22 protein-coding genes and 1 pseudogene are annotated in these 25,433 nt (G+C 75.2%); 12 read left to right on the forward strand and 11 right to left on the reverse strand.

The annotated features are described in order from the left end of the window. Window positions 1-171: 171 nt before the first annotated feature. A complete protein-coding gene (locus ATL51_RS06965) occupies window positions 172-2,547 on the reverse strand; it encodes a xanthine dehydrogenase family protein molybdopterin-binding subunit (protein WP_100878069.1) in 2,376 nt (791 codons plus the stop codon). A gap of 111 nt (window positions 2,548-2,658) precedes the next feature. Here ATL51_RS06965 and ATL51_RS06970 point away from each other — a divergent pair, with 111 nt between their 5' ends. Further along, window positions 2,659-4,308 carry a fumarate hydratase gene (locus tag ATL51_RS06970; protein ID WP_073574184.1) on the forward strand — a complete coding sequence of 550 codons (1,650 nt, stop codon included), beginning with the start codon at window positions 2,659-2,661 and terminating at the stop codon, window positions 4,306-4,308. A gap of 164 nt (window positions 4,309-4,472) precedes the next feature. Here ATL51_RS06970 and ATL51_RS06975 read toward each other — a convergent pair whose 3' ends face one another. From ATL51_RS06975 to ATL51_RS06985, 3 genes are read right to left on the reverse strand one after another with little or no spacing between them, the layout of a single operon-like run. Further along, the gene (locus tag ATL51_RS06975) at window positions 4,473-7,199 is read right to left on the reverse strand and encodes a bifunctional acetate--CoA ligase family protein/GNAT family N-acetyltransferase (RefSeq protein ID WP_100878070.1); all 2,727 of its coding nucleotides are present in this window, start codon (window positions 7,197-7,199) and stop codon (window positions 4,473-4,475) included. Window positions 7,200-7,207: 8 nt separating this feature from the next. Next, a complete protein-coding gene (locus ATL51_RS06980) occupies window positions 7,208-8,380 on the reverse strand; it encodes an acetoin utilization protein AcuC (protein ID WP_100878071.1) in 1,173 nt (390 codons plus the stop codon). Window positions 8,381-8,414: 34 nt separating this feature from the next. Beyond that, window positions 8,415-9,332, reverse strand: a complete 918-nt coding sequence (locus ATL51_RS06985) for a sulfurtransferase (RefSeq protein WP_083658063.1) — start codon at window positions 9,330-9,332, stop codon at window positions 8,415-8,417. A 93-nt stretch (window positions 9,333-9,425) separates the two neighbouring features. On the opposite strand from ATL51_RS06985, the gene ATL51_RS06990 reads away from it, so the two are divergent. Further along, window positions 9,426-10,142: a metal-dependent transcriptional regulator gene (locus ATL51_RS06990; RefSeq protein WP_073574187.1), complete on the forward strand. Its 717-nt coding sequence runs from the start codon at window positions 9,426-9,428 to the stop codon at window positions 10,140-10,142. A 15-nt stretch (window positions 10,143-10,157) separates the two neighbouring features. Next, window positions 10,158-11,126 carry a UDP-glucose 4-epimerase GalE gene (galE, locus tag ATL51_RS06995; protein ID WP_073574188.1) on the forward strand — a complete coding sequence of 323 codons (969 nt, stop codon included), beginning with the start codon at window positions 10,158-10,160 and terminating at the stop codon, window positions 11,124-11,126. Window positions 11,127-11,148: 22 nt separating this feature from the next. Here the strand turns inward: galE and ATL51_RS07000 are convergent, their stop codons facing one another. Both ATL51_RS07000 and ATL51_RS07005 read right to left on the reverse strand, forming a co-directional pair. Then, a complete protein-coding gene (locus ATL51_RS07000; RefSeq protein ID WP_100878072.1) occupies window positions 11,149-12,303 on the reverse strand; it encodes a DUF4192 domain-containing protein in 1,155 nt (384 codons plus the stop codon). Window positions 12,304-12,372: 69 nt separating this feature from the next. Beyond that, window positions 12,373-13,632 carry an FAD-binding domain-containing protein gene (locus ATL51_RS07005; RefSeq protein WP_073574190.1) on the reverse strand — a complete coding sequence of 420 codons (1,260 nt, stop codon included), beginning with the start codon at window positions 13,630-13,632 and terminating at the stop codon, window positions 12,373-12,375. A gap of 103 nt (window positions 13,633-13,735) precedes the next feature. On the opposite strand from ATL51_RS07005, the gene ATL51_RS07010 reads away from it, so the two are divergent. Both ATL51_RS07010 and ATL51_RS07015 read left to right on the forward strand, forming a co-directional pair. Then, window positions 13,736-15,229 carry an FGGY-family carbohydrate kinase gene (locus ATL51_RS07010; RefSeq protein ID WP_073574191.1) on the forward strand — a complete coding sequence of 498 codons (1,494 nt, stop codon included), beginning with the start codon at window positions 13,736-13,738 and terminating at the stop codon, window positions 15,227-15,229. Between the two features lie 57 nt (window positions 15,230-15,286). Next, window positions 15,287-15,568: pseudogene (locus ATL51_RS07015) on the forward strand (FAD-dependent oxidoreductase); the annotation flags it as partial. 122 nt (window positions 15,569-15,690) lie between these two features. On the opposite strand, the gene ATL51_RS29330 reads toward ATL51_RS07015, so the two are convergent. Next, window positions 15,691-16,674, reverse strand: a complete 984-nt coding sequence (locus ATL51_RS29330; protein WP_301548924.1) for a M23 family metallopeptidase — start codon at window positions 16,672-16,674, stop codon at window positions 15,691-15,693. Window positions 16,675-17,166: 492 nt separating this feature from the next. Between ATL51_RS29330 and ATL51_RS07025 the strand changes: the two genes are divergently transcribed. From ATL51_RS07025 to ATL51_RS07035, 3 genes are all read left to right on the forward strand, one after another. Beyond that, on the forward strand, window positions 17,167-17,985 hold the full coding sequence (locus ATL51_RS07025; protein ID WP_157818255.1) for an SGNH/GDSL hydrolase family protein: 819 nt from the start codon (window positions 17,167-17,169) through the stop codon (window positions 17,983-17,985). Between the two features lie 111 nt (window positions 17,986-18,096). Next, complete coding sequence (locus ATL51_RS07030) at window positions 18,097-18,921, forward strand: glycerophosphodiester phosphodiesterase (protein WP_157818256.1); 825 nt, start codon at window positions 18,097-18,099, stop codon at window positions 18,919-18,921. Window positions 18,922-19,034: 113 nt separating this feature from the next. Continuing rightward, complete coding sequence (locus ATL51_RS07035) at window positions 19,035-19,505, forward strand: hypothetical protein (protein ID WP_100878075.1); 471 nt, start codon at window positions 19,035-19,037, stop codon at window positions 19,503-19,505. On the opposite strand, the gene ATL51_RS07040 is transcribed toward ATL51_RS07035, so the two are convergent. Both ATL51_RS07040 and ATL51_RS07045 read right to left on the reverse strand, forming a co-directional pair. Further along, on the reverse strand, window positions 19,481-19,876 hold the full coding sequence (locus ATL51_RS07040) for a YkvA family protein (protein ID WP_073574195.1): 396 nt from the start codon (window positions 19,874-19,876) through the stop codon (window positions 19,481-19,483). The genes ATL51_RS07035 and ATL51_RS07040 overlap by 25 nt on opposite strands. A gap of 77 nt (window positions 19,877-19,953) precedes the next feature. Further along, on the reverse strand, window positions 19,954-20,397 hold the full coding sequence (locus ATL51_RS07045) for a CBS domain-containing protein (protein ID WP_073574196.1): 444 nt from the start codon (window positions 20,395-20,397) through the stop codon (window positions 19,954-19,956). 118 nt (window positions 20,398-20,515) lie between these two features. On the opposite strand from ATL51_RS07045, the gene ATL51_RS07050 reads away from it, so the two are divergent. Then, window positions 20,516-20,980 (forward strand): MarR family transcriptional regulator, encoded by a 465-nt coding sequence (locus ATL51_RS07050; RefSeq protein ID WP_157818257.1) that lies wholly within the window; start codon window positions 20,516-20,518, stop codon window positions 20,978-20,980. Window positions 20,981-20,991: 11 nt separating this feature from the next. Continuing rightward, window positions 20,992-21,546, forward strand: coding sequence for an NADAR family protein (locus ATL51_RS07055; protein WP_073574197.1), 555 nt, complete (start codon window positions 20,992-20,994; stop codon window positions 21,544-21,546). A gap of 16 nt (window positions 21,547-21,562) precedes the next feature. Here the strand turns inward: ATL51_RS07055 and ATL51_RS07060 are convergent, their stop codons facing one another. Then, on the reverse strand, window positions 21,563-21,913 hold the full coding sequence (locus ATL51_RS07060) for a hypothetical protein (protein ID WP_073574198.1): 351 nt from the start codon (window positions 21,911-21,913) through the stop codon (window positions 21,563-21,565). A gap of 290 nt (window positions 21,914-22,203) precedes the next feature. On the opposite strand from ATL51_RS07060, the gene ATL51_RS07065 reads away from it, so the two are divergent. Further along, complete coding sequence (locus ATL51_RS07065) at window positions 22,204-22,902, forward strand: PadR family transcriptional regulator (protein ID WP_100880540.1); 699 nt, start codon at window positions 22,204-22,206, stop codon at window positions 22,900-22,902. A gap of 104 nt (window positions 22,903-23,006) precedes the next feature. On the opposite strand, the gene ATL51_RS07070 is transcribed toward ATL51_RS07065, so the two are convergent. Next, window positions 23,007-24,305, reverse strand: a complete 1,299-nt coding sequence (locus ATL51_RS07070) for an MFS transporter (RefSeq protein ID WP_100878077.1) — start codon at window positions 24,303-24,305, stop codon at window positions 23,007-23,009. A gap of 147 nt (window positions 24,306-24,452) precedes the next feature. On the opposite strand from ATL51_RS07070, the gene ATL51_RS07075 reads away from it, so the two are divergent. Continuing rightward, window positions 24,453-25,427, forward strand: a complete 975-nt coding sequence (locus ATL51_RS07075) for a proteasome assembly chaperone family protein (protein ID WP_100878078.1) — start codon at window positions 24,453-24,455, stop codon at window positions 25,425-25,427. Window positions 25,428-25,433: the final 6 nt, after the last annotated feature.

The raw sequence follows: 25,433 nt of genomic DNA on the forward strand, positions 1-25,433 counted from the left end.
GCCCGCAGGTGACCGCCCGCCCTCGCCGACCCGGCGTCGTGGCGGTCCGCAGCCACACCCGCTGTCCGGTGACCACAGCCATTGCAGCAGGTGTGGATGCCGGACAGCGGGTGTGGCTCCGCCACGGCACTCCCACGGCCCGGCGGCGACCGCCCCGGGCCGGCACCCGGGTCAGATCGCGGCGTCGTCCTCGGCGCCACCGCCGCGCACGGGCAGGTCGTCGAAGACCGCGGGCGGCTCCCGCCACGCCTGCTCCGGCGCCCCGGCGCGGGCCGCGGCGACCGCCCGCCACACCCGCTCGGGGGTGCAGGGCAGGTCGATGTGCCGCACACCCAGGTCCGACAGTGCGTCGACCACGGCGTTCTGCACCGCGGGGGTCGACCCGATCGTCGCGGACTCGCCGATGCCCTTGGCGCCGAGCGAGTTCAGCGGGGTCGGGGTCTCGGTCGTCGCGGTCTCGAAGGAGAACAGGTCGGCCGCGGTCGGAATCGTGTACGCGGCGAGGCTGGAGGTCAGGGGCTGGCCCTCGTCGTCGAACAGGACCTCCTCGTGCAGCGCCTGGGCGACGCCCTGGGCGAGCCCGCCGTGCTGCTGGCCCTCGACGAGCAGCGGGTTCAGGATCCGCCCGCAGTCGTCGACGGCGACGTGCCGGCGCGGGGTGACCCGGCCGGTGTCGGTGTCGACCTCGACCACCGACAGGTGCGCCCCGAACGGGAAGGTCGCCCCGTCCTGCGCGGAGTCGAGCCCGACGTGCAGCTCCTCCCCCGTGGCGGCGGCCTGGCGGTGCACGTCGCTCCAGGTCGCGGTCGGGCCGCCGGGCACACCGGCGACGCCGAAGATGCCCTCGTCGGTGATCTCGACGTCCTCCGCGGCGGCCTCCAGCAGGTGCGCGGCGAGCTTGCGGGCCCGCTCGTACAGCTCGTGCGCGGCCTCGGACACCGCGGTCCCGCCGAGCTGCAGCGACCGCGAGCCGCCGGTCCCGGCGCCGCGCGGGACGAGCGCGGTGTCGGACTGGACGTAGCGGATCCGGTCCATCGGGATGCCGAGCCGGTCCGACACCAGCATCGCGAACGAGGTCGCGTGCCCCTGACCGTGCGCCGAGGTGCCGGCCGACACGGTCGCCGTGCCGTCGGCGTGCACGGTCACCGAGCCGTACTCGCCGCCCCCGCCCCCGGCGGTGACCTCGACATAGACCGCGATGCCGATGCCCAGACGCACCGGGTCGCCCGCCGCGCGGCGGCGGGCCTGTTCGGCGCGCAGCTCGTCGTAGCCGGCGATGCGCAGGGCCTCACGCAGCGGCAGGTCGTAGTCGCCGACGTCGTAGCGGGCGCCGGTCGGGGTGGTGTACGGGAAGACGTCGGGCGCGAGCAGGTTGCGCCGGCGCAGCTCGACCGGGTCGATGCCCAGCTCGGCGGCGGCGACGTCGACCAGGCGCTCCAGGTGGGCGGCGGCCTCGGGGCGTCCCGCGCCGCGGAAGGCGCCCATCGGGGTGGTGTTGGTCAGCGCGGAGACGGCGTCGTAGCGCAGGTTCGTGATGTCGTAGACGCCGGTCGCCATGAGGTAGGTGGTGCGCAGCGGGAGCGCGCCGCCGAAGCCGGCGTAGGCCCCGGCGTCCCCGACGACCCGCACGCGCAGGCCGGTCATCCGGCCGTCGCGGGTGAGGCCGAGCTCGTAATAGCCGACCTGGCCGCGGCCGTGCGGCATCGAGACGAGGTTCTCCGAGCGGGTCTCGACCCAGGCCAGCGGCCGCCCCAGCGCCCGGGCGGCGGCGACGGTCGCGGTGTGCTCGGCGAGCACACCGGCCTTCGCGCCGAACCCGCCGCCGACGTGCGGGGCGATCACCCGGACCTGGTCGGTCTCCAGCCCGGCCAGTCCGGCGAGCTGGGTGCGGAAGCCGTGCGGCATCTGGGTGGAGACGTGCACGGTGAGCGGGAAGTCGGTGGTGGTGGGGTCGGCGACGATCGCGTTGCCCTCCATCGGGACGGCCGCGACGCGCTGGTTCACCATCCGCGCCCGAACGACGACCTCGGCGCCGTCGAGCGGGTCGCCGGTCCCCCGCTCGCCCGCGGCCAGGTTGCTGCCCTGGTCGGGGAACTGCAGCGGAGCGTCGTCGGCGAGCGCGGCCTCGATGTCGGTGACCGCGGGCAGCGGGTCGTAGCCGACCTCGACGAGCTCGGTGGCGTCGACGGCGGCGGCGCGGCTCTCGGCGACGACCAGCGCCACCGCCTCGCCGACGAACCGCACCCGGTCGGTCGCCAGCGGCGGGCGCGGCAGCGCCGGGTTGAGGACCATCAGGCCGTGGTGGGCGGGCAGGTCGAGGTCGGCCGCGGTGTACACGGCGAGGACGCCGGGCGCGGCCGCGGCCTCGGTGGTGTCGATACCGGTGAGCAGCGCGTGCGCCACCGGCGAGCGGACGAACGCCACGTGGGCCAGGCCCGCCGGTGCGTCGGCACCGTGGACCAGGTTGCCGACGAAGGTGCTCGCACCGGTGATCAGGTCGGCGTCCTCGACGCGGCGGACGGAGGTTCCCAGGATCGAGCCAGGCATGTGGCCCACACTACAACACTAACCGGAGGGTCGTCCGGTTAGTGCGCCTCACACGTCGTCTGCGTCTCCACCTGCGGTGCCCGCCCGGCGACGGCCGGTAGCGTCCCCGCCATGCCCGAGTTCCACCACACCGACGTGCTCCCGCTCGGCCCGGACGACACCGAGTACCGCGAGCTCGACCTGCCCGCGGGAACCGTGACCGAGGCCGCGGGCCGCACCTTTCTCGAGGTCCCGCCCGAGACGATCACCGGACTGGTCCGCGCGGCCGTCACCGATATCCAGCACCTGCTGCGACCCTCGCACCTGAAGCAGCTGCGCGCCATCATCGACGACCCCGAGGCGTCCGGCAACGACCGGTTCGTCGCCACCGACCTGCTGCGCAACGCCTGCGTGTCCGCGGGCGGGGTGCTGCCGATGTGTCAGGACACCGGCACCGCGATCGTCGTCGGCAAGAAGACCGAGACCGTGCTGACCGGCGGCGACGACGAGGCCGCGGTGTCGCGCGGGGTCTTCGAGGCCTACCAGGAGCTGAACCTGCGCTACAGCCAGATGGCGCCGATCAGCTTCTGGGACGAGAAGAACACCGGCACCAACCTGCCCGCGCAGGTCGAGCTGTACGCCAAGCCGGGCCGGGACCCGTACTACGAGTTCCTGGTCATGGCCAAGGGCGGCGGCTCGGCCAACAAGACCTTCCTCTACCAGGAGACGAAGGCACTGCTGAACCCGAAGCGGCTCGCGGCGTTCCTGGACGAGAAGCTGCGCAGCCTCGGTACCGCGGCCTGCCCGCCGTACCACCTGGCGATCGTCGTCGGCGGCATGTCGGCGGAGTTCAACCTGAAGGTCGCCAAGCTGGCCTCGGCCCGCTACCTGGACAACCTGCCGACCGAGGGCTCGCCGCTCGGGCACGCCATCCGCGACACCGACCTGGAGCAGCAGGTCCTGGAGCTGACCCGCAACTTCGGGATCGGCGCCCAGTTCGGCGGCAAGTACTTCTGCCACGACGTGCGCGTCATCCGGCTGCCCCGGCACGGCGCCTCGCTGCCGGTCGGCGTCGCGGTGTCCTGCTCGGCGGACCGCCAGGCCAAGGCGAAGATCACCCCGTCCGGGGTCTACCTGGAGCAGCTGGAGCGCGACCCGGCCCAGTACCTGCCCGAGGCCACCGACGCCGACCTGTCCGACGAGGTCGTGCGGGTCGACCTGAACCGGCCGATGGACGAGATCCGCGCCCAGCTGTCGCAGCTGCCGGTGAAGACCCGGCTGTCGCTGACCGGGCCGCTGGTCGTCGCCCGCGACATCGCGCACGCCAAGATCGCCGAGCGGCTCGACGCCGGCGAGCCGATGCCGCAGTACCTCAAGGACCACGCCGTCTACTACGCCGGACCGGCCAAGACCCCCGAGGGCTACGCCTCGGGCTCCTTCGGTCCGACGACGGCCGGCCGGATGGACTCCTACGTCCAGCAGTTCCAGGAGGCCGGCGGGTCCCTGGTGATGCTGGCGAAGGGGAACCGGTCGAAGCAGGTCGTGGACTCCTGCGCCGCGAACGGCGGCTTCTACCTGGGCTCCATCGGCGGCCCGGCCGCCCGTCTGGCCCAGGACTGCATCCGCAAGGTCGACGTGCTCGAGTACCCCGAGCTCGGCATGGAGGCGGTCTGGAAGATCGAGGTCGAGGACTTCCCGGCGTTCGTCGTGATGGACGACAAGGGCAACGACTTTTTCGCCGACACCAGCGCCCCGACCCTGCAGGTCACCTTCCGCACCTGACCGCTGCGACGCCCCCCCCGGGGTTGTGCCCGCGGCCCCCGTGCACGGCGCGCCGTGCCCCCAGGGGAACCCTCGTAGCGCTCTAAGCCACGAAGGTTCCCCTGGGGGCCACCCGGCGGGTGCCCGGCGACGGCACCGGGGGCTCCCGGGGGTGGGCGGGCGGGTCAGCGCAGGCGGCGGGGGCCCGCGTCGCGACGGTCGGGCACCGGGCCGATCGTCACCCGGGCCCCGGCCACGAACGCGCCCTGCGGCGAGGCCAGCACCGGGTCGAGGGCGAGCGAGCGGACCTGCGGCAGGTCCTCGACGAGCCGCCCGATCCGCAGCACGACGTCCTCCAGCGCGGCGAGGTCGACCGGGTCCGTGCCGCGGTAGCCGGTGAGCAGCGGCGCCGCGCGCGGGGCCCGCACCAGCCGGGCCGCGTCCTCGGTCGAGACCGGCAGGACCCGGTAGGCGCGGTCGTCGAGCAGCTCGGTCGCCATCCCGGACAGCCCGAACGCGACCAGCGACCCGAACGACGGGTCGTCGACGACCTCCACCGTGCACGACGTGCCCTTCGGGGCCATCCGCTGCACGTAGACCTCGTCGGACCCGGTCACCCGCGACAGCTCCGCGTGCGCGACGCGCAGGGCCTCCTCCGAGACCAGGTCCAGGCGCACCCCGACGAAGTCGCCGCGGTGCCGCCACTGGTCCGCGGTCGCCTTGATGACCACCGGGTAGCCGAGCTGCTCGGCGGCGGCGACGGCGTCGTCGGCGCCCTTGGCCCGCCGGAAGGTGATCACCTCCAGGCCGTAGCAGGCGAGCAGGTCGACGGCCTCGTCGTCGGTGAGGGTGTGCCGGCTGTCCGGCCCGAACGACGCGATGAGCTCCCGCGCGCGGTCGGCGTCGATGCCCTCGGGCACGACGAACTCCCCGACCGGGGTGTCACGCCACTGCGCGTAGCGGCTGACCCTGCCCAGCGCCGACGTGGCCCGCTCGGGGCTGGCGAAGCTCGGCACCGACCCGCGGCCGGGCGTGCCGTCGGCGCCGGGTACCGACAGCTCCGCCGGGATGCCCTCGGCGGCGAGGAACACCGCGATGACCGGGACCCCGGCACCGTCCGCGGCGCCGCGCAGGGCGTGCGCGTGGTCCCGGCCGGCCACCGCGACCGGCGGGACGAACACCGCGATGAGCGCGTCCGGGCGGGCGTCGCCGTCCAGGGTCGCGCGGACCGCGCCGGCGAACGCCTCCGGCGAGGCCTGGGTGCCGACGTCGACCGGGTCCCCCGCCAGCTCCAGGCCCTCGTCGAGCAGCCCGTCGAGGACCAGAAGGTTGACCGCGGTGGAGTTGCCGACGACCGCGACCCGGCGGCCCTTCGGCAGCGGCTGGTGGGCGATGAGCAGGGCGGTGTCGAACATCTGCGGCAGCGTCTGCACGCGGATGACGCCGGACTGCTCGAACAGCGCCTGCACGCTGGACTCGTCGATCGGCGCCCCGACCGAGGCCAGCGACGGCAGCGTCCCGGTGTGCCGGCCGGACTTCACCGCGATCACCGGCTTGGTGCGGGCCAGCCGGCGGGCGACCCGGGCGAACTTGCGCGGGTTGCCGAAGGTCTCCAGGTAGAGCAGCACCTGCTCGGTGCTCGGGTCGGTCTGCCAGTACTGCATCAGGTCGTTGCCGGACACGTCGGCGCGGTTACCCGCCGACACGAACGACGACAGGCCCAGCCCGCGGGTGCGGGCGTTGGCGAGGATGGCGCTGCCGAGCGCGCCGGACTGGCAGAAGAACCCGGTGCGCCCGTACCCGGGCATCCACGGGGCGAGGGTCGCGTTGAGCCGCACCGACGGGTCGGGGTTGGCGACGCCGAGTGCGTTCGGCCCGACCACCCGCATCCCGTGCGCCCGCGCCTCGGCGACCAGCCTGCGCTCGGCGACGGTGCCGCCGTCGTCGCCGGCGTCGGCGAAGCCGGAGCTGATCACGACCAGCACCTTCACGCCCTTGGCCAGGCAGGAGTCCATGACCTCGTCGATGTTCGCGGCCGGGACGGCGACGACCGCGAGGTCCACCTCGTCCGGGATGTCGATCACCGACGGGTAGGCGCGCACGCCCCGCACCGAGCGGGCGTCGGGGTTGACCGGGTAGACGGGGCCGGTGAACCCGGCGCGCAGCAGGTTCAGCAGGACGGCGTGGCCGATCTTGGTCTCGTCCGCGGACGCACCGATCACCGCCACCGAGGTCGGGTGCAGCAGGTTCGCGACGCTGCGGGCCTCGGCGGCCTGCTCGCGCGAGTAGCGGACCGCGATCGACTTCTCGGTGGGGTCGATGTCGAACTCGAGGTGCAGGACACCCTCGGCGAAGGCTCGTGTGACGCCGTAGCCGGCCTCACGGAACACCCGCACCATGGCGTGGTTCTCCACCAGCACCTCGGCCTCGAACCGGGACAGCCCGTTCTCCCGGGCCGCGGCGGCGAGGTGCTCGAGCAGGATCGAGCCGAGGCCGCGGGACTGGTGGTCGTCGCGGACGACGAACGCGACCTCCGCGGAGGTGACCGGCTTGTCGGTGCCCGCTCCCTCCTGGGCGGCCGCCCCGCCGCCGGGGGTCAGCCCCTCGTAGCGGCCGACCGCGATGATCTCGTCGCCGAGCAGCGCCAGGAACGCGACCCGGGTCCGGTGGTCGACGACGGTGAACCGCTCCAGGTCCCGCGCCGAGATCCGCGGGTACGGGCCGAAGTAACGCAGGTAGCGGGTGCGGTCGGACAGCTTGGAGTGGAAGGCGAGCAGCGCGTCGGCGTCGCCGGGCAGGATCGGGCGCAGGTGCACGATCCCGCCGTCGGAGGCGACGACGTCGGCCTCCCAGTGCCGCGGGTAGGGGTGCCCGGGGGCGCCGGCCGGGGTCTCGTCGGTCTTCTCGGTCATGGTCGGTCTCAGTCCCGCGGGTCGTCGGGGTCGAGGCCGTGCAGCGGGAACACCGCACGACGGGTCTCCAGGATCGCCGAGTCGACGCGCTCGCCGAACGAGCCGCCCCACCGCTCGAACGCCGGGTCGGCCCCGTCGGACATCGAGACCGGCAGCGGCGAACGGGTCCGGGTCGCCGCGAGCGCGGTCCAGTCCGCGGGGATGGAGGTGTCCCGGTCCAGGTCGCGGTCCAGGGCGACGGCCATCAGGTGCGTCCACGAGCGCGGGACCACCCGGTAGAGCGCGTACCCGCCGCCGCCGAGCACCAGCCACTTGCCGCCTGCGGTGGTCTCGGCCATCTCGCGCAACGCGTGGTAGATGGCCCGGTGGCCGTCGACAGACAGCTCCAGGTTCGCCAGCGGGTCCTCGGAGTGGGTGTCCGCGCCGCACTCGGTGACCAGCACCTGCGGACGGAACGACTCCAGCAGCGACGGGACGACGCCGTGGAAGGCCCGCAGCCAGCCCGCGTCGCCGGTGCCGGGGGGCAGCGAGACGTTGACGGCGTAGCCCTCGCCGGCACCGCGGCCGATCTCCCCCGCCCAGCCGGTGCCCGGCCACAGCGTGAGCGGGTGCTGGTGCAGCGAGATCGTCAGCACCCGGGGGTCGTCGTAGAAGCAGTCCTGCACGCCGTCGCCGTGGTGGACGTCGACGTCGACGTAGGCGATGCGCTCGTAGCCCTGCTCCAGCAGCCAGGCGATCGCGACCGAACAGTCGTTGTAGACGCAGAAGCCCGCGGCGCGGTCACGCATCGCGTGGTGCAGCCCGCCCGCCATGTTCACCGCGCGGTCCGCGCGGCCTTCGGCGATCTCCCGGGCGGCGGCGACCGAGCCGCCCGCGATCAGCGCGGACGCCTCGTGCATGCCGAAGAAGATCGGGTTGTCGGCGGTGCCCAGCCCGTGGCCGACGCCGAACGGCGCCTCCGGCGCGGACTTCACCGCGGTCTGGAAGCCGGGGGTGTGCACCCGGGTCAGATCCACCTCGCCCGCCGGCTCCGGGACGACCGGGTCGACGCCGTCGAGCACCCCCAGCCCGCGGGACAGCTCCATCATCAGCTCCAGCCGCACCGGGTTGAGGGGGTGGTCGTCGGACAGCTGGTAGGTCAGGAACTCCGGAGTCCACACCACCGACGTGCGAGCGCTCATGGGCCGGAACCGTATGCCAGGCCGGCGGGCGCGGTCACTCCCGCGCGGCCCACGGCCGGTCCCCGGTCTCGGCCGGCCGGTCCGGGTCGGCGCTCCACTCCGACCACGACCCGGGGTACAGCGCGGCCGGGGCGTCCGGCGTGGTGAGGCCGGACTCCTCCAGCGCGAGCACCAGGGCGCAGGCGTTGACGCCGGACCCGCAGTAGGCGCCGGTCGCGACACCGGGTGCGACGCCGGCGGCGCGGAAGCGCTCCGCCAGCGTGCCGGCGGGCTGCCAGCGCCCGCCCGGGCCGGTGTTCGCCGCGGCCGGGGTGCTGCGGGCACCGGGGACGTGCCCGGCGCGCGGGTCGACCGGCTCGGTCTCACCGCGGAAGCGGGCGGCGGCGCGGGCGTCGAGGAGCACGCCGTCGCGGGCCAGCGCGGCGGCCCCGTCGGCGTCGACGACGGGCATCCCGCCGGGCCGGACCACCAGATCGCCGGGCGGCAGGGGCTCCGGTTCCGGCGTCCCGGCACCCGGGCCGGTGCCGGCCACCGGCAGCCGCGCGGCCTGCCAGCCGGCGAACCCGCCGTCGAGCACCCGGACCCGGCCGGGCGCCACGCCGGCCCAGCGCAGCAGCCACCAGGCGCGCGCGGCGACCGAGCCGTCGAGGTCGTCGTAGGCGACGACGAGCTGGTCGCCGGCCTCGTCCCGGATCCCGGCCCGGCGCAGGACCTCCTGCAGCGCAGCGGGTTCCGGCAACGGGTGGCGCCCGCCGGGGCCGGGGCGCGCGGGGCCCGCGGACAGCTCGGTGTCGAGGTCGACGAACACCGCACCGGGGACCCGGTGGGCCCCGTGGTCCGCGCGGCCGGGCGGGCCGGCCAGACGCCACCGGACATCGAGCACCACGGGCCGCACGGTGCCGGCGGCCGGGGCGGGCCCCAGCAGGCCGGCGAGTTCCGAAGGGGGGATCATGGATCCGGACACGGCGCCCATCCTGCCCCGGACGGGCTCGCCGTGCGCGGGAGCCGCGCTGGGTAGACTGGACGTCGAACGAAGGGGCCCCACGTGAACGACCTCATCGACACCACGGAGATGTACCTCCGCACCATCTACGAACTCGAGGAGGAAGGCGTCGTCCCGCTGCGCGCGCGGATCGCCGAACGCCTCGGACAGAGCGGGCCGACCGTCAGCCAGACGGTGGCCCGTATGGAACGCGACGGACTCGTCGTCGTGGCCGGGGACCGCCACCTCGAGCTGACCGACGAGGGCCGCGGCCGCGCCGTCGCCGTCATGCGCAAGCACCGCCTCGCCGAGCGGCTGCTGATCGACGTGATCGGGCTCGAGTGGGAGCTCGTCCACGCCGAGGCGTGCCGCTGGGAGCACGTGATGAGCGAGGACGTCGAGCGCAAGCTGCTCCGCCTGCTCGACAAGCCGACCGTGTCGCCCTACGGCAACCCGATCCCGGGTCTGGAGGAGCTGGAGCGCGGGGACGACGCGTCGACGTCGTCGTCGGTGCCGCCCACGCTCGAGGTCGGCCTGCAGCGGCTCGACGAGCTGGCCCGCCGCGGTGGCGGTCGCGTCGAGATCAGGCGGATCGCCGAGCACGTGCAGCTGGACTCCGACCTGATGGGCGAGCTGAAGCTCGCGGGGATCGTGCCCGGCAACGTGATCGACGTCGGCCCGATCTCCCGCTTCGGCGACCCGGTGCCGGTGAGCTCGGACGACGAGAAGTCGACCGTCGCTCCGCCGGTCGCGCACGCCGTGCTCGTCCGCGCCGTCTGAGGAGGATCCGCACACGTGAAGCTGCTCGTCACCGGCGGCGCGGGCTACGTGGGCAGCGTGTGCGCCGCACACCTGCTCGACGCCGGCCACGAGGTCGTCGTGCTCGACGACCTGTCCACCGGCCACCGCGACGCCGTGCCCGCGGGCGCGGAGTTCGTCGAGGGTGAGCTCGGTACCCGCGCCGGGGAGGTCCTGGGCCGCGGCGGGTTCGACGGCGTGCTGCACTACGCCGCCCGCTCGCTGGTCGGGGAGTCCGTCGAGAAACCCGAGAAGTACTGGGACGGCAATGTCGTGGCCTCGTTCCGGCTGCTCGAGGCGGTCCGGGAGCACGCGGTACCGCGGCTGGTGTTCTCCTCCACCGCCGCCACCTACGGCGAGCCGGAGCAGGTCCCGATCCCGGAGACCGCGCCGACCCGGCCGACCAACCCCTACGGGGCGAGCAAGCTCGCGATCGACCACATGATCACCTCCTACGCGACGGCGCACGGCCTGGCCGCGACGAGCCTGCGGTACTTCAACGTGGCCGGGGCGCACCTGTCCGGTGACACCCCGCTCGGGGAGCGGCACGCGGTCGAGACCCACCTGATCCCGCTGGTCCTGCAGGTCGCCGCGGGCACCCGCGAGTCGATCTCGGTCTACGGCGACGACTGGCCCACCCCCGACGGCTCCTGCGTGCGCGACTACATCCACGTCGACGACCTCGCCGAGGCCCACCTGCTCGCGCTGACCCACGCCGTCGCGGGGCGGCACGACATCTACAACCTCGGCAGCGGTCACGGGTTCTCCGTGCTCGAGGTGGTCGAGGCCTGCCGCACGGTGACCGGGCACCCGATCCCGGCCGTCGTCGCGCCGCGCCGCGCCGGTGACCCCGCGGTGCTGGTGGCCTCGAGCGAGCAGGCCGCGCAGCAGCTGGGCTGGAAGCCGTCGCGGACCGCGATCGCCGAGATCGTCGGCGACGCCTGGGAGTTCGCCCGGTCCCGCTGAACCTGCGCGGCCCGGGGCCGGCTCACCGGGCGGCCGTCTCGTCGGGAGCGTCCGGGTCGAGCATCGCGGTGAGCAGCCGCCGCAGCCCGCCCGGGCCCGCCCACCGTGCGGCGGGTGAGCGCGGGTCGCGGGTGCCGTGCAGGCTCGCCGCCACCACCCCGGCGAGGACGTGGTCGGGCCGTTCGGCCAGCGCCCGCTCCGTCGCCCCGGTCGCGAGCGCACCGTCGCCGCGCAGCAGGGCGCACACCGCGAGCAGGGCCAGCGGGTGCGCCCGCTGCGGTGACGGCAGGGCCGCGACCAGCACCGCCCACAGCTGCTCGGCGTCCGCCGCGCGGCGACCCAGGCAGCGGCGCAGCGCCTCGTCGCGCACGTCGCCGACGTCGAGGGCGCCGCACAGGGCCAGCGCCAGCCGGTCGTCGACGACGAGCCGGCTCGCCGCGGCCTCGTCCAGGCAGGCGTCGAGCAGGGCGGTGCCGGTCGCGACACACACCCGGGCCGGTGCGGCGCCGGTGTCGCGCAACCGGGCCCGGCGGCGACGGATGGCGGCGTCGGAGTCGAGCGGGGCGAGCACCGCGTCGCGGTCGGGCAGGACGGCCCGGCCGTCGCGGACCGCGGCCGTGACCCCGAGCGTGGTCGACGCGGCATCGGGCAGCAGCCCGCCGCAGGTGCAGGGCAGGTCGAAGCAGCCCCACCGGTCCCCCGCCCGGGTACCGGTCGCCCAGAGGGCCGCGATCGGCTCGATCCCGGCGTCGAGCAGCGCCCGCCGCGCGGCGGCCCCCACGTCCCGGCGGCTCCGGCGGGGCCCCGGGCCGGCGGGGCCCGGGTCGCGCACGACGAGCGCCAGTGCCCGGGCGGGCTGTTCCCCGGCGAGCACCCCGACCGCCTCCCGGCACACCCGGCGGGCCGACCCCGACGAGCGCGGCAGGTCGACCCGCACCGTGAGCCCGAGCCGGTCGTGGAGGTGCGGCCCGGTGACCGAGACGAGCACCAGTGACTCCCGGGGGTGGAAGCCGAGCAGCACCGGCACCGCGGCGATCAGCTCGGCGGGCCGGTCGAGCCGCAGACCGGGACCGGACTCGGTGTCGGGGGGCCACCCGGTGGCGGGCAGGTCCTCCGCCCCCGACGACGGGCCGGGGCCGGGGCCGGGGAGGGGGTCGGGCTGAGGGCAGGCGGTCATGCTGCCACGGTCGTCGCGGGCCGGGACGTGCGGAACGCCGTCACCCGACCGGCTGTGGACGGTCCCGCCTCACACCCCTTGCCGAGGGGGTGTCGTGGATGGTTTCCCCCCGCGCCGGGGCAGTCGCCTGCGCCACGCGGTGAACGAGGTGACCGGACCGGCGTGCGGGCGGTACAGCCACGGCCAGGGGTGCACCACGACCGGGCGGACGGCGGCGGAGCGCGTGACGAACCCGGGGACCGGGGCGTGGGTGACCGCGACGGGCGTGCCGTCGAGCTCGGCGGCGACGACGCCGCGGCGCACCAGCACGGCACGGCGTTCGCCCAGGTCGGCGAGGGTCTGCGCGAGGAAGACCAGCCGTTTGCCGGACAGCCGCAGCCGGCGCAGCAGCGGCTCGTCGAACACGAACACCGCGGGCAGTTCCGGGTGGGCGTCGAGGGCGGGGTCGGCGTCGCCGAGCGACTCCGCCGTCAGCCACACCGCCTCCGGCTCGGCGCCGGTGGAGACCGGGGCTGCCGGCCCCCCGGTCGTCTCCGGGTCGGGGTCCGAGCGCAGCCGCGGGTCGTGCTCGGGGGCCGGGCGCGACGGCGGATCGGCGGGCCAGTGCTCGATCGGGCAGGCGTCGGACAGCGCGCAGCTCCCGCACAGCTGCGGGGCGCGCTTGCGGACCTGCCAGCGGGAGAAGCCGTAGGGCTTGCCGGTGCCGGCGCCGACGGTCCACTGCCAGCCGAGCCGGTTCGCCGCGCGCGAGCCGTCGAGCAGGTGGGCGAAGAACTCGCTCTCCCCGCCCGCCCACTCGTGCCCGGCGCGCACGGTCCACTGCGAGGACAGCCACATGCGGGTCTGGTTCACCAGCCAGCCGTCGGTGTGCAGCTCGGTGAGGCAGGCGTCGACGCAGGCCATCTCGGCGGGCCACGGCTCGTCCCATCCCTGTTCGGCGCGGGCCGGGGCCGCGCGCAACGCGGAGCGGGTGCGGGTGCCGAGCCGGGCGTAGAGGTGGCGGGCGTACTCCTGCCAGCACAGCTCGTCGCGGAACTTGGCGCGGTCGCGCGGCGGGGCGTCGGCGGCGGCGTCCCAGGCGGTCGGCAGGTCGACCAGCCCGTGCCGGATCCACGGCGACAGCGCCGTCGCACCGCGCCGCGACACCGGCAGCACCTCGTTGCGCCGCTTCGCATAGCCGGTCAGGTCCAGCGCCGCGACGGCGGCGTCGGCCGCGGTCTGCCCGCCCCGGAACGCTCCGGAGGCGACGGGCTCGTCGCGGCAGAGGTCACCGAGGTGCTCGCGCACCCAGTCGGTCGCGGTGTCCGGGTGGGGTGTGGGCAGCTGCACCGGAGAAGTCTGCGGCGCCCCGGCCCACCGCGCGCGTCGACCTGCACGAATGTTCTGCACCCGTTCTGTGTGCACCGCGGGCGGGGGACGGTAGGAACGTCCCATGCACGTGTATCTGGGCGTCGACATCGGTACGTCGGGTTCGAAGGGCGTCCTCGTCGACGCCCGCGGCCGGGTGCTGGCCCGGGCCGACCGGGCGCACGAGACCGCACAGCCGCTGCCCGGCCACGTGGAGCACGACGCCGAGGCCGTCTGGTGGGGTGACTTCGTCGCGGTCGTGCGGGAACTGCTGCCCGCCCTCGACGACGGCGCCGAGCTCGCCGGCCTGGGGGTGTCGGGGATCGGGCCGACCCTGCTCCCCGCCGACGGCGACGGCCGCCCGCTGCGCCCGGCGATCCTCTACGGCGTCGACACCCGCGCCGGCACCGAGATCGACGAGCTGAACGCGGAGCTGGGCGAGGACGCGATCCTGGCCCGGGCCGGGACACCGCTGTCCTCGCAGGCGGTGGGGCCGAAGTGGCGGTGGCTGGCCCGGCACGAGCCGGAGGTGTTCGCCCGCACCGAGATGTTCCTGATGTGCTCGTCCTACCTGGTGCACCGGCTCACCGGCGAGTACGTGCTCGACCACCACTCGGCCAGCCAGTGCGACCCGATGTACGACCTGGCCGCCGCGGACTGGGCGCCCGACTGGGCCGAGCGCACCGCCCCGGGCATCACGCTGCCCCGGCTGCTGTGGCCGACCGAGGTCGCCGGGCGGGTGAGCGCGGCGGCGGCCGCCGCGACCGGGCTGCCGGAGGGGCTGCCGGTCACCGCCGGCACCGTCGACGCCTGGGCCGAGGCCACCAGCGCCGGCGTCACCGGCGCCGGGGAGGTCATGGTGATGTACGGGACGACGATGTTCCTCATCGAGGTCATCGACCGCCCGCACCCGCACCCGGCGATGTGGACGACCCGCGGGGCCGTACCGGGGTCGTTCACCCTGGCCGCGGGGATGGCGACCTCCGGGGCGATCACGAACTGGCTGCGCGACCTCACCGGGGAGGGGTTCACCGGGCTCGTCGCCGAGGCCGCGGAGGTGCCGCCGGGCAGCGGCGGGCTGCTGCTGCTCCCCTACTTCGCCGGGGAGCGGACCCCGCTGTTCGACCCGGACGCCCGCGGCGTGCTCGCCGGGCTGACCACCGGGCACACCCGCGGCGAGGTCTACCGGGCCGCGCTGGAGGGCATCGCGCACGGCGTCCGGCACAACCTGGAGGTCATGCGGTCCGCGGGCGGCGGCACGAAGCGCCTGGTCGCCGTCGGCGGCGGGGTGCAGGGCGGGCTGTGGACCCGGATCGTCACCGACGTGACCGGGGTCCCGCAGGACGTGCCGGAGCAGACCGTCGGCGCCGCGCTCGGCGACGCGTGGCTGGCCGCCGTCGCGACCGGGGCCGAGCCGCGGCTGCGCGACTGGAACCCGGTCGCCCGCACGGTCGAGCCGGACCCGGCGGCCCGCGAGGTCTACGACCGCTTCCACCCGCACTACCGCTCGCTCTACACCGCCACCCGGGAGACCGCGCACTTCCTCGCCGACGAACGGAGACGCTCCTACCGCGCGTGACACGCTGTTCACACCGGTGTGGTTGCCGCGCGGCGCGGCGGCCACCACGCTGTGCGGGTGAGTGCCGACGAGTCACCCGCCCACGACTACGACCTGCTGGTGATCGGCTCCGGTCCCGGTGGGCAGAAGGCCGCGATCGCCGCGGCGAAGCTCGGGAAGCGGGTGGCGATCGCCGACCGCGGCCACATGATGGGCGGAGTCTGCGTCAACACCGGCACCATCCCGTCGAAGACGCTGCGCGAGGCGGTGCTGTACCTGTCCGGGTTCAGCCAGCGCGAGATGTACGGCGCCAGCTACCGGGTCAAGTCCGAGATCACCGTCGACGACCTGCTGTGGCGGGACGGTGGACTACCTCGTCGACACCGTCCTGAACTACCCGACGCTGTCGGAGGCGTACAAGGTCGCCGCGTTGGACGCGACGAACAAGATCCGTGCGCTGGAGTCGGTCCAGAACTCCTGACTCAGGTGTAGCGGAACCCGTTCGCGTCGAGCCACGGCTTCGGGTTGATCTTGGTGCCGCCCGGGTCGACGACCTCGATGTGCAGGTGCGGGCCGGTGGACTGGCCGCGGTTGCCGACCTCGGCGATCTGCTGGCCCGCCGCCACCTTCTGGCCGACCGAGACCAGCGAGCGGTTGATGTGGCCGTAGACGGTGACCGTGCCGTCGGCGTGCCGGACCCGGACCCACATCCCGAACCCGCTGGCGGGGCCGGAGCTGATGACGGTGCCGGCGATCGGTACGTGGATCGGGGTGCCGATCGGGGCGGCGATGTCGAGCCCCATGTGCTTCGTGCCCCAGCGGGAACCGAAGCCCGAGGTGACCCGGCCGGTCACGATCGACACCGCACCGCCCGCGGAGGCGGACTGCAGCGCACCGGTGGCACCCGCGGCGCGGGCGGCCTCGACCGCCCGGGCGCGCTCCTCGGCGGCCTTGCGGACCTGGTCGACCGAGGCGGTGGCGGCCTGGACCGCGGAGGCGGCCCTGGCGCGGCCGGTGTCGGCGACGGCGACGGTGCGCGCGGCCGCCGAGGGGGCGGCGGCCGGGGCGGCCAGCGAGGCGATGGTGGCCGGGTCCGCGATCGGCGAGGCGGCGTCGTCCGCGGCGGCCCGCGGGGCGGGCACGGCGGCGGGGAGCGCGGCGTCCTGGTTCGACACCGACGACGATCCCGCCGTGTCGAACCAGGACGTCACGGTCGCGGACAGGTCGCCGGAGCCGACACCCGCGTGGGCGGTGGCGGCGATACCGCCCACCGCGACGACGGCGGCGGTGATCCGGGTCGAGGCCGCCCAGCGCGAGCCGTCCTCGGCCCGGGCGTCACGGGCGCGCCGGACGTGCGGACCTGCGGGGAACGAGCCGACCGGGACCCCGATCCCGGCCACCGCGAACTGCGGGGCCAGGAGCGCGAGGCTCGCCTGCCGGCTCCGGGGGGAGCGATGCCGTGCCACGACCCTTCCTTCCGGATCCCGGAACGGCGGACAACCCGTGGGGAGCGGGCGGCCCCCTGGGGAGGAGCCGCGTCCGGTTCGTGACCGTTCCGTGATCTGACATCGACGCTAGCCGGACGCACCGGACGGACAAACCCGATCGGGTGATCACGAGACCGACGGGACGTTGCGGGCGGTGAGCGGACGACGCCGGCCTCTCGCCCCGGCCACCTGCCGTTCACCGTGGCGTCGGTCCGGCCGATCCACCTCGGACAGGGCCCTGAGCTGGGCTTTCCGTCGACCGCGCGCCGCGGCCGAGTGGTCGTGGCCGGGGGCGTCGCGGTCCACCCCCTCACCCACAGTGAGGGCGTGTGCGCGGCGGCTCCCCGACGCGCGCTCCGCGGACGCGGCCGGGCCGGGACCCGTTCGGCGCACCTCGTCGTCGACGGCGCGTGCACCCGCTCACCCGGTGCCCGGATTGCCGCCACGGTGCCGCGGGGGTTGTCTGGACGGGTGCGCCGCCTCCTGGTCCCCCTGCTGACGTGCGCGTTGCTGGTCGTCCTGGCGCCGGCGGCCCTCGCCGACCCGGCACCGGCCACCGCGGCCGCCGCCCCCGTCCGGTACGTCGCGCTCGGTGACTCCTACGCCGCGGGCGTCGGGGCCCGGCCGGACCCGGCCACCGGCGACTGCCGGCGCAGCACCGCGTCCTACCCGGCACTGTGGGCGGCCCGGCACGACCCGGCGTCGTTCGTCAGCGTCGCGTGCAGCGGCGCCACCAGCGGCGAGGTGATCGCCCGGCAGGTGCGCACCGTCTCCGCCGACACCACCCTGGTGACGATCACCGTCGGCGGCAACGACACCGGGTTCGGTCCGGTCCTGGCCGCCTGCAGCACCGCCCGCGACGACGAGACCTGCCTGCGCGCCGTCCGGGGCGGGGAGCGTGCCGCCCGCTGGGTCGCGCCCGGCGGGCTGATCTCGACCATCGTCGGGGTCCGGCTGCAGGCCCCCGGCGCGACGATCCTGGTCCTGGGCTACCCGCGGCTGTTCGAGCCGGGCGCCGACTGCGACGTCCCCGGCGTCCCGAACGCCGTCCGCCGGGAGGCGTTGAACCGGGCCGCCGACACCCTCGACGCCGCCCTGGCCGACGCGGCAGGGCGGTTCCGGGGCCGGTTCGTCGACGTCCGTGCCGCGTTCGCCGGGCACGGGATCTGCTCCGCCGACCCGTGGATCACGCCCCCGCCCGCGTCGGCCCCGGCGGTCTACCACCCGACCGCCCAGGGCTACCGCGACGGCTACCTGCCCGCGTTCGAGGCGGCCGTCACCCTCCCCTGACCACCAGGTCCTCGCCCGCTCGTCCCCCGGCGGACACCCGCTCGACATCGGCCGGACCGGCCACGCCACGATGGTTCCCAGGCACCGCCCCCGATCCTGAGGACCCACCTCGTGCGACGCCTGCCCGGAACCCTCCTCGTCCCCACCGCCCTCCTCGCGACGGCCACGTCCGCCCTCGCCGACTCCGACCGTCCCCGGCCCGGTCCGGAGGTCGTCGCGCACCGCGGCGCCTCCGCCGACGCCCCGGAGAACACCCTCGCCGCCGCCGACGAGGCGCTGGCCCAGCGGGCCGACGCCGTCGAGGTCGACGTCCAGCGCACCGCGGACGGTCACCTCGTGCTCGTCCACGACGCCACGCTGGCCCGCACCACCGACGTCGCACAGGTCTTCCCCACCCGCGCCATCGCACCGGTCGGCGCGTTCACCCTCGCCGAGCTGCGCCGTCTCGACGCCGGGTCGTGGTTCTCCCCCGCCTCCGCCGGGGAGCGCATCCCCACCCTCGGGGAGTTCACCGACCGGCTCCGCGGTCGCGCGGACCTGCTGGTCGAGCTGAAGGGCCCGGCGCGGTACCCGGGAATGGAGAAGGAGGTCGCCTACGAGCTCGACGGCCGGCGCGGGGTCGTCGTGCAGTCCTTCGACCACGACGTGATGCGCAGCTTCGCCGAGGCCGCCCCGGAGGTCCCGGCCGGATGGCTGTTCGACGGGCGCCCGACCGCGGCGCAGCTCGACGACGCCGCCGCCCACGGGGTCACCCAGATCAACCCGTCGTTCGAGGTCGTCGACGCCGCGCTGGTCGCCGAGGTCGCGGCGCGCGGGATGCAGACCGGGACGTACACGGTCGACGACCCCGACGACATGCGGCGGATCGCGGCCACCGGGGTGGACCGGATCATCACCGACCGGCCCGCGGTGCTGCGGACGGTCCTCGCAGGCTGACGCGATCCGCGTCCGCGCCGCCGACCCACCGCCGACATCCACCTCACACCACGCGCCCTAGACTTCCCCTCGCGGCGCGGGCACCTTCCCGGCCGGTGAGTGGAGGATCGGGGATGACGGCTGTACGGCGGCCAGGACTGCTCGTCCCGGCGGCACTGGCCCTGCTCCTGGTGGCGGGCTGCGGCAGCTCGCTGGCGACCCAGCCGGGTTCGTCGTCCCGCACGGTCGTCACGACCCAGAACCGCCCGTCCAGCCCTTTCTGCGACGCCGTCGAGGCGAGCCGCACCGCCACCCAGCCGTTCAGCGGGGTGGGCATCGGCCGCTCGATCTCCGATGTCGGCGAGGTCACCGCGAACGTCCGGCAGGCCAACCAGCAGGTCACGTCGCTCGCGCCGCAGGAGATCCGCGCGGACTTCGAGCGGGTGGACCAGCTCGTCGAGCGTCAGCTCGACCTGCTGGAGGCCAACGGCGGGGACACCCTCGCCGTCGCCCGTGACCCGGAGATCGCGCAGGACCGGGCGGACCCGGACTACCAGGCCGCGTCGCAGCGGATCCGGGACTACGTGCGGTCGACCTGCGCCTGACCGTCGACGACGACCGGTGCGGTCCGCCGCCACCCCAGGTAGCGGTCGGCCTCGACCAGCAGGGCCCCGCCCAGCCACATCGCGACGACCGCGTCGTCGCCGAGGCCGAACACGGTCAGGAACGCCTCGGGCACCAGGTCGACCGGCGACACCAGGTAGGCCAGGGCCATCAGGAACAGCGCGACCCGGCCCTTGCCGAGGTGCGGGTAGGTGCCGCGCCAGGCGTCGCCGGCCATGGCGGGCAGCGCCCGGAACCGTTCGACGGGTCCGGGCTCGCCGGGGCGGCCGCGACGGGTGAGGGCACGGAAGAGTGTCGCGAACGCGGCCGTGCGGCCGGCGCGGCGGCCTGCGGTGGCACTCGCTGCAGTCATGTCCGGTCCAACGCACGGCACACCCCGGTCGTTCCCGGCGAAACGGTCACGTCACACCGGGGACGACCGGGGCGGGGTCAGTGCGAGGCGAGGTAGATGTCGCGCAGCACCCCGGCCTCGGTGCTCATCTCGGCCAGCCGCTGCTTGACGACGTCACCGATGCTGATCATCCCGACGAGCCGTCCGTCGTCGACGACGGGCAGGTGGCGGTGACGCCAGCGGTTCATCAGACCCATGGCCTCGGTGAGCGAGTCCTCCGGCGAACAGGTCACGACGTGCCGGGTCATGACGTCGGCGACGGTGAGATCCAGCAGGCCCGCGCCGTCGGTGGCGAGCCGGCGCACGATGTCGCGTTCGGAGACGATGCCGTCGACGCGTTCGCGACGGCCGTCGTCGGAGACGACGAGCGCGCCGATCGCCGGCGGACCGGCGAGCCGGGTCGCGGCCTCGGCGATGGTGTTCCACGACAACGCGGTGTGCACCGTGTCGCCCTTGATCCGCAGGATGTCCGACACCTTCATGGAACTCTCCCTTCGACGTCCCTATTGTTGCGCTTGCGCAGTAGTTGTGCAATGGCAAAGATTGATCGACGCATCGGTCAGCGCGGAGTAAAGATCGCCGGTGAGGGAGGTGGACGGGATGACCGACGCACACGGCCGAGATCGGGATCACCCGGACGGCGCGACGGTGGAGGCGGGCCTGGCGCTCGCGCGCGCGTTCACCGGCATCAGCGTGCGCGCGGTGGCGGCGGCCGGGGACGCCGTGACCGTGCCCCAGCTGCGGGTCCTCATGCTGATCGCGGACGCGGGGCGCACCAACGTCACCGCGGTCGGTCGTGAACTCGACGTCCACCCGTCGAACGCCACCCGGGTGCTCGTGCGTCTCGGGCGGGCCGGCCTGGTCGAACGCCGCCCCGACCCGGACGACCGGCGGCACCTGCTCGTCGAGCTCACCCCGGCCGGACGGGAGCTGATCCGCGAGGTCGACGCCCACCGTCGCGCCGCGGTCGCCGACCTGCTGGGCCGGGTCCCGCCCGAGCGACGAGTGGGCGCGGCCGACCTGCTGTCCGCGCTGGCCGACGCGGCCGCCCCGCCGACGCCCTAGGATCGGAGGGCGTGAGCGAGGACGCCCCGACCGACGTCGCATCCCTGCGGGCCGCCGTCGCGGCGGGGGCGCGCCCGCGGTTCGTCCCGTTCTGGGGTTCCGAGCCCGCCCCGGGCGACGTGCACGTGCTGAGCCAGTGGCATCCGTCGCCGTTCGTCGTCGACGGGGTCCGCTACGCCACCGCCGAGCACTGGATGATGGCGGCCAAGGCCCGTACCTTCGGCGACGACGACGCGCTGGACCGCGTCCTGTCCGACGACGACCCGGACACCGCCAAGCGGGCCGGGCGCGAGGTCCGGGGCTTCGACTCGCAGGTGTGGGCCGCGCGCCGGGTCGAGGTCGTCGTCGAGGGCAACCGGGCGAAGTTCCGCTCCGCCGAGCGGCTCACCGCGGCCCTGCTGGGCACCGGAGACGCGGTGCTCGTCGAGGCCTCCCCCGTCGACCGGATCTGGGGCATCGGCCTGGCCGCCGACGACCCCGACCTCGGCGCGCCGGACCGCTGGCCCGGCCGGAACCTGCTGGGCTTCGCCCTGATGCGGGTGCGCGCCGGGCTCGGGAGCCACTGACCCCGACCGGCCCGGGTCAGACCGCCCCGGGGTACCGGGAGCGGCGCGGACGGCGGGCCCGGCGCGCCACCAGCACCGCCCCCACCCCGGTCGCGACGGCGCCGCCGACGTAGGGCACGGCGGCCCGGGCGATCTCCCCCGCCCGTCCGACGAGCGCCGCACGCCGCGCCGCGAGACCCGCGCCGAGCCGGTCCAGGCTCGCCCGCAGCTCGCGCGCGGCGTCGACGACCTGGTCGTCGCGGCCGTCGGACCGCGCGGAGAGCCGGTCCCGCAGCTGCGCCGCGGAGACATCGCTGAGGTCGACCTCCTCGGCCGTGTCCTCCGGTACCTCGCCGGCCCGGCCGGCCCCTGCGTCGTGACGCCCCACGACTCCCCCTCACATCCGGCGGACCGCCCGCCGGCCCGCCGGGACAGTGAACCCGCCACGGGCCGCTCCGCGCACCCTCAGGACATTCTCAGACCATCACCGTTGCAACGTAGAGCAGTCGCGATATATCGTGATGGCACACGAGCCGATCGACAAGGAGGCTCACGACGAGAGGACCACACCTCATGACCACGCGCGACATGTTCCGGAGCCCCTTCGGGCCCCGCATCCACCGACACCCCCGGGGCCACCGCGGCGCCGGGTTCCCCTGCGGCCCGGAGGAGGCAGCCATGCACGACACCCCCGACGTCCACGGCGACGACCGTGACGACCCCCGCGACGAGGGCGGACCCGGCCACCGCCACGGTCGCGCCCACCGCCGCGGACGCGGGCCCGGCGGCCGGGCCTTCGGTCCCGGCCGCGGGTTCGGCCCCGGAGGCCCGTTCGGTCCCGGAGGCTTCGGCCCGGGCGGGTTCGGTCCCGGCGGGTTCGGCCCGGGCGGGTTCGGCCCCGGCGGGCCCCGCGGCCGGCGCGGCAAGCGTGCCCGCGGCGACGTGCGCACCGCGGTGCTCGCGGTCGTCGCCGACGGCCCGCGGCACGGCTACGAGATCATCCAGGAGATCACCGGCCGCTCCGGTGGGCAGTGGAAGCCGAGCCCCGGCTCGGTGTACCCGATGCTGTCCCAGCTGGAGGACGAGGGCCTGGTCCGGTCCGAGCAGACCGAGGGCCGTCGGGTCGTCCACCTGACCGAGGAGGGCACCCGGCACGTCGAGGAGCACCGCGCCGAGCTCGACGCGGTGTGGGCGCCCTTCGCCGAGGACGCCGAGGCCGCCGAGTCGGACCCGGCGACCGGCCTGGTCACCGAGCTCGGCCGGCTCGCCGCCGCCGCGCGGCAGGTCGCCGAGGCCGGCTCCGAGGCGCAGGTGGCGTCGGCGACCGAGGCGCTGACCGAGGCCCGCAAGGCGCTGTACCGGCTGCTGGCCGAGTGAGGCTCGCCGAGCGAGCAGACGACACCGGGTGAGGCCCGCCGGACGGGCAGACCGCTCCGTGTGCGACGGGGGCGGGACCGCGATGGTCCCGCCCCCGTCGTCGTCTACCGGGCCTGTCGCCGGCGCCGGTTGCGGCGCAGCGCCTCCCGCAGCGGCGGGACGACGGTGCCCTCGGCGGCCATCACCCGGCGGGCCTTGCGCCGCGCGAGGACGACCGCGACGGCGGTGAACGCCCAGATCGGGAACTGCACGAGCCAGGCCAGCCGGAACGCCTCGGGGGTGTAGCCGCCCGACACGCTGAGCACGAGCCCGACCAGGAGTGTGGTGGTGAGCGAGGCGGTGAACCCGCCGACGTTGACGATCCCGACGGCGGTGCCGCGCCGGTGCGCGGGGTTGAAGGTGCGGGCGTAGTCGAAGCCGACGGCGGAGCAGGGACCGTTCGCGGCGAGCACCACCACGAGCAGCACGAGCAGCCACAGCGGCGCGGGCGGCGGGACGAGCAGCACGACCGTCCACACGAGCGCGGTCGCGCCGATGACCGACAGCACGAGCCAGGAGCGGCGCAGCGGGTGGCGGGCGGTGAACTCGCCGAACATCGGGCCGACGACGGCGCCGGCGAGGACGAGCACGGTCAGCATCACCGAGGCGCCGGTGGGCGTCATCCCCTGCCCGGCGACGAGGTAGGGCACGCCCCACAGCAGCGCGAACACCAGGCCGGAGAACTGGGTGCCGGCGTGCGACCAGAGCCCGAGGCGGGTGCCCGGGTGCGCCCAGGCGCCCGTGAGCCCGTCGACGACCTCGCGGGGGCTGCTCGCCGGGGCCGGGGCCGGGCTGCCGGGCGGGCGGTCGCGGAACACGGCGAGCACCGCGACCGCGGCGACGACGCCGATCCCGGCGGCGGACAGGAACGCGGTCGTCCAGCCGTAGGCGTGCAGGACGGTGGCGAGCGGGATCGCGGAGAGCACCTGGCCGAACTGGCCGAGCAGCGCCGTGATCTGCGTCATCAGCGGGACCCTGCGCGGCGCGAACCAGGTGGACAGCACCGACAGCACCGAAATGAAGGTCAGGGCGTCGCCGACGCCGACGAGCACGCGGGCGGCGATGGCCAGCGGCAGCGAGGTGGCGAGTGCGACGAGCACCTGCGCCGCGGTCATGGTCACGGCGCCGGCGAGCACCATGGTGCGGGCGCCGAACCGGTCGAGCAGGAGCCCGACCGGCACCTGGAGGACGGCGTAGACCAGCAGCTGCAGGACGAGGAACCCGGCGAGCACGGTCGGGGACGCACCGAACCGGTCCGCCGCCTCCAGCCCGGAGACGCCGAACGAGCTGCGTTGCAGCACCGCCACGACGTAGGCGAACAGACCGGCGGACCAGACGAGGTAAGCGCGACGTGACGTGTGCATGACGAACGACCATTCTGGTCCATCCCGGACGGGCGGGGTGTCCCGGCAGGGCCGCGTCACAGGGGGGCGATGGTCACACCGCGACCGGGCAGGCCGTAGGTGGCTCCGGATAGGGTCGCGGTGCACGCCACGACTCGGAGGACGCCGGTGCTCGATCCCGCTCAGCTGTACCAGGTCGACCCGGCCGCGCCGGCGCTCGACGAGCCGGTCCTGATCGTCGTGCTGGACGGTTTCGTCGACGCCGGGAACGCGGGTGCGCTCGCGGTCGGCGCGCTGACCGACGAACGCGAGGCGGTCCGGGTGGCCCGGTTCGACGTCGACCAGCTCGTGGACTACCGGTCGCGACGCCCGCCACTGCGGTTCGAGACCGACCGCTGGGCCGACTACGACCCGCCGGAGCTCGACGTCGTCGCGCTGACCGACACCGGGGACACGCAGTACCTGCTGCTCGCCGGTCCGGAGCCGGACATGCAGTGGGAGCGGTTCGTCGCCGCGGTCGGGCTGCTGGTCGAGCAGCTCGGGATCCGGCTGGTGATCACGTTGCAGGGCATCCCGATGGCCGTGCCGCACACGCGTCCGATCGGAGTGACCGCGCACGGCACCCGCCCGGAGCTGGTGGAGGGCCACACCCCGTGGTTCGCGACCGCCGACGTCCCGGGCAGTGCCGCGGCGTTGCTGGAGTACCGCCTCGGGCAGGCCGGGCAGGACGTCGTGGGCTACGCCGTGCACGTGCCGCACTACCTGTCGCGCTCGGCGTACCCGCAGGCCGCACGGGTGCTGCTGGACCACGCGGGGCTGTCGGCGGGGCTCTACCTGCCGACCGAGACGCTGACCCGCGCCGCCGAACAGGCCGAGTCCGAGATCGCCGAGCAGATGGCGGCGTCGGAGGAGGTCGGGCAGGTCGTCGCGGCGCTGGAGGAGCAGTACGACCAGGTCGTCGCGGCCCGGGAGTCCGGTGACCTGCGGGACGGCCTGGAGGGCGGCGAGCTGCCCAGCGGCGACGAGCTGGCCGCGGAGTTCGAGCGTTTCCTCGCCGGCGGTGGGGACGACAAGCCGGGCGGGAAGTCCGGCGACGAGCCGCCGCACGAGCCGCCCGCCCCCCCGCTGCCGCCCGCGACCTGACCGGTA

The sequence above is a fragment of the Pseudonocardia alni genome, assembly GCF_002813375.1.
GTDB lineage: Bacteria > Actinomycetota > Actinomycetes > Mycobacteriales > Pseudonocardiaceae > Pseudonocardia > Pseudonocardia alni.

What these genes read in the sequence shown, in the direction of transcription:
- ATL51_RS06980 (WP_100878071.1), bottom strand. Translation starts at nt 8,380, where the DNA reads ATGAGCGCTCGCACGTCGGTGGTGTGGACTCCGGAGTTCCTGACCTAC.
- ATL51_RS07035 (WP_100878075.1), top strand. Translation starts at nt 19,035, where the DNA reads ATGACGGCTGTACGGCGGCCAGGACTGCTCGTCCCGGCGGCACTGGCC.
- ATL51_RS07065 (WP_100880540.1), top strand. Translation starts at nt 22,204, where the DNA reads ATGCACGACACCCCCGACGTCCACGGCGACGACCGTGACGACCCCCGC.
- ATL51_RS07070 (WP_100878077.1), bottom strand. Translation starts at nt 24,305, where the DNA reads ATGCACACGTCACGTCGCGCTTACCTCGTCTGGTCCGCCGGTCTGTTC.
- ATL51_RS07010 (WP_073574191.1), top strand. Translation starts at nt 13,736, where the DNA reads ATGCACGTGTATCTGGGCGTCGACATCGGTACGTCGGGTTCGAAGGGC.
- ATL51_RS06970 (WP_073574184.1), top strand. Translation starts at nt 2,659, where the DNA reads ATGCCCGAGTTCCACCACACCGACGTGCTCCCGCTCGGCCCGGACGAC.
- ATL51_RS06975 (WP_100878070.1), bottom strand. Translation starts at nt 7,199, where the DNA reads ATGACCGAGAAGACCGACGAGACCCCGGCCGGCGCCCCCGGGCACCCC.
- ATL51_RS06965 (WP_100878069.1), bottom strand. Translation starts at nt 2,547, where the DNA reads ATGCCTGGCTCGATCCTGGGAACCTCCGTCCGCCGCGTCGAGGACGCC.
- ATL51_RS07045 (WP_073574196.1), bottom strand. Translation starts at nt 20,397, where the DNA reads ATGAAGGTGTCGGACATCCTGCGGATCAAGGGCGACACGGTGCACACC.
- ATL51_RS06985 (WP_083658063.1), bottom strand. Translation starts at nt 9,332, where the DNA reads ATGATCCCCCCTTCGGAACTCGCCGGCCTGCTGGGGCCCGCCCCGGCC.
- ATL51_RS07050 (WP_157818257.1), top strand. Translation starts at nt 20,516, where the DNA reads ATGACCGACGCACACGGCCGAGATCGGGATCACCCGGACGGCGCGACG.
- ATL51_RS07000 (WP_100878072.1), bottom strand. Translation starts at nt 12,303, where the DNA reads ATGACCGCCTGCCCTCAGCCCGACCCCCTCCCCGGCCCCGGCCCCGGC.
- ATL51_RS07040 (WP_073574195.1), bottom strand. Translation starts at nt 19,876, where the DNA reads ATGACTGCAGCGAGTGCCACCGCAGGCCGCCGCGCCGGCCGCACGGCC.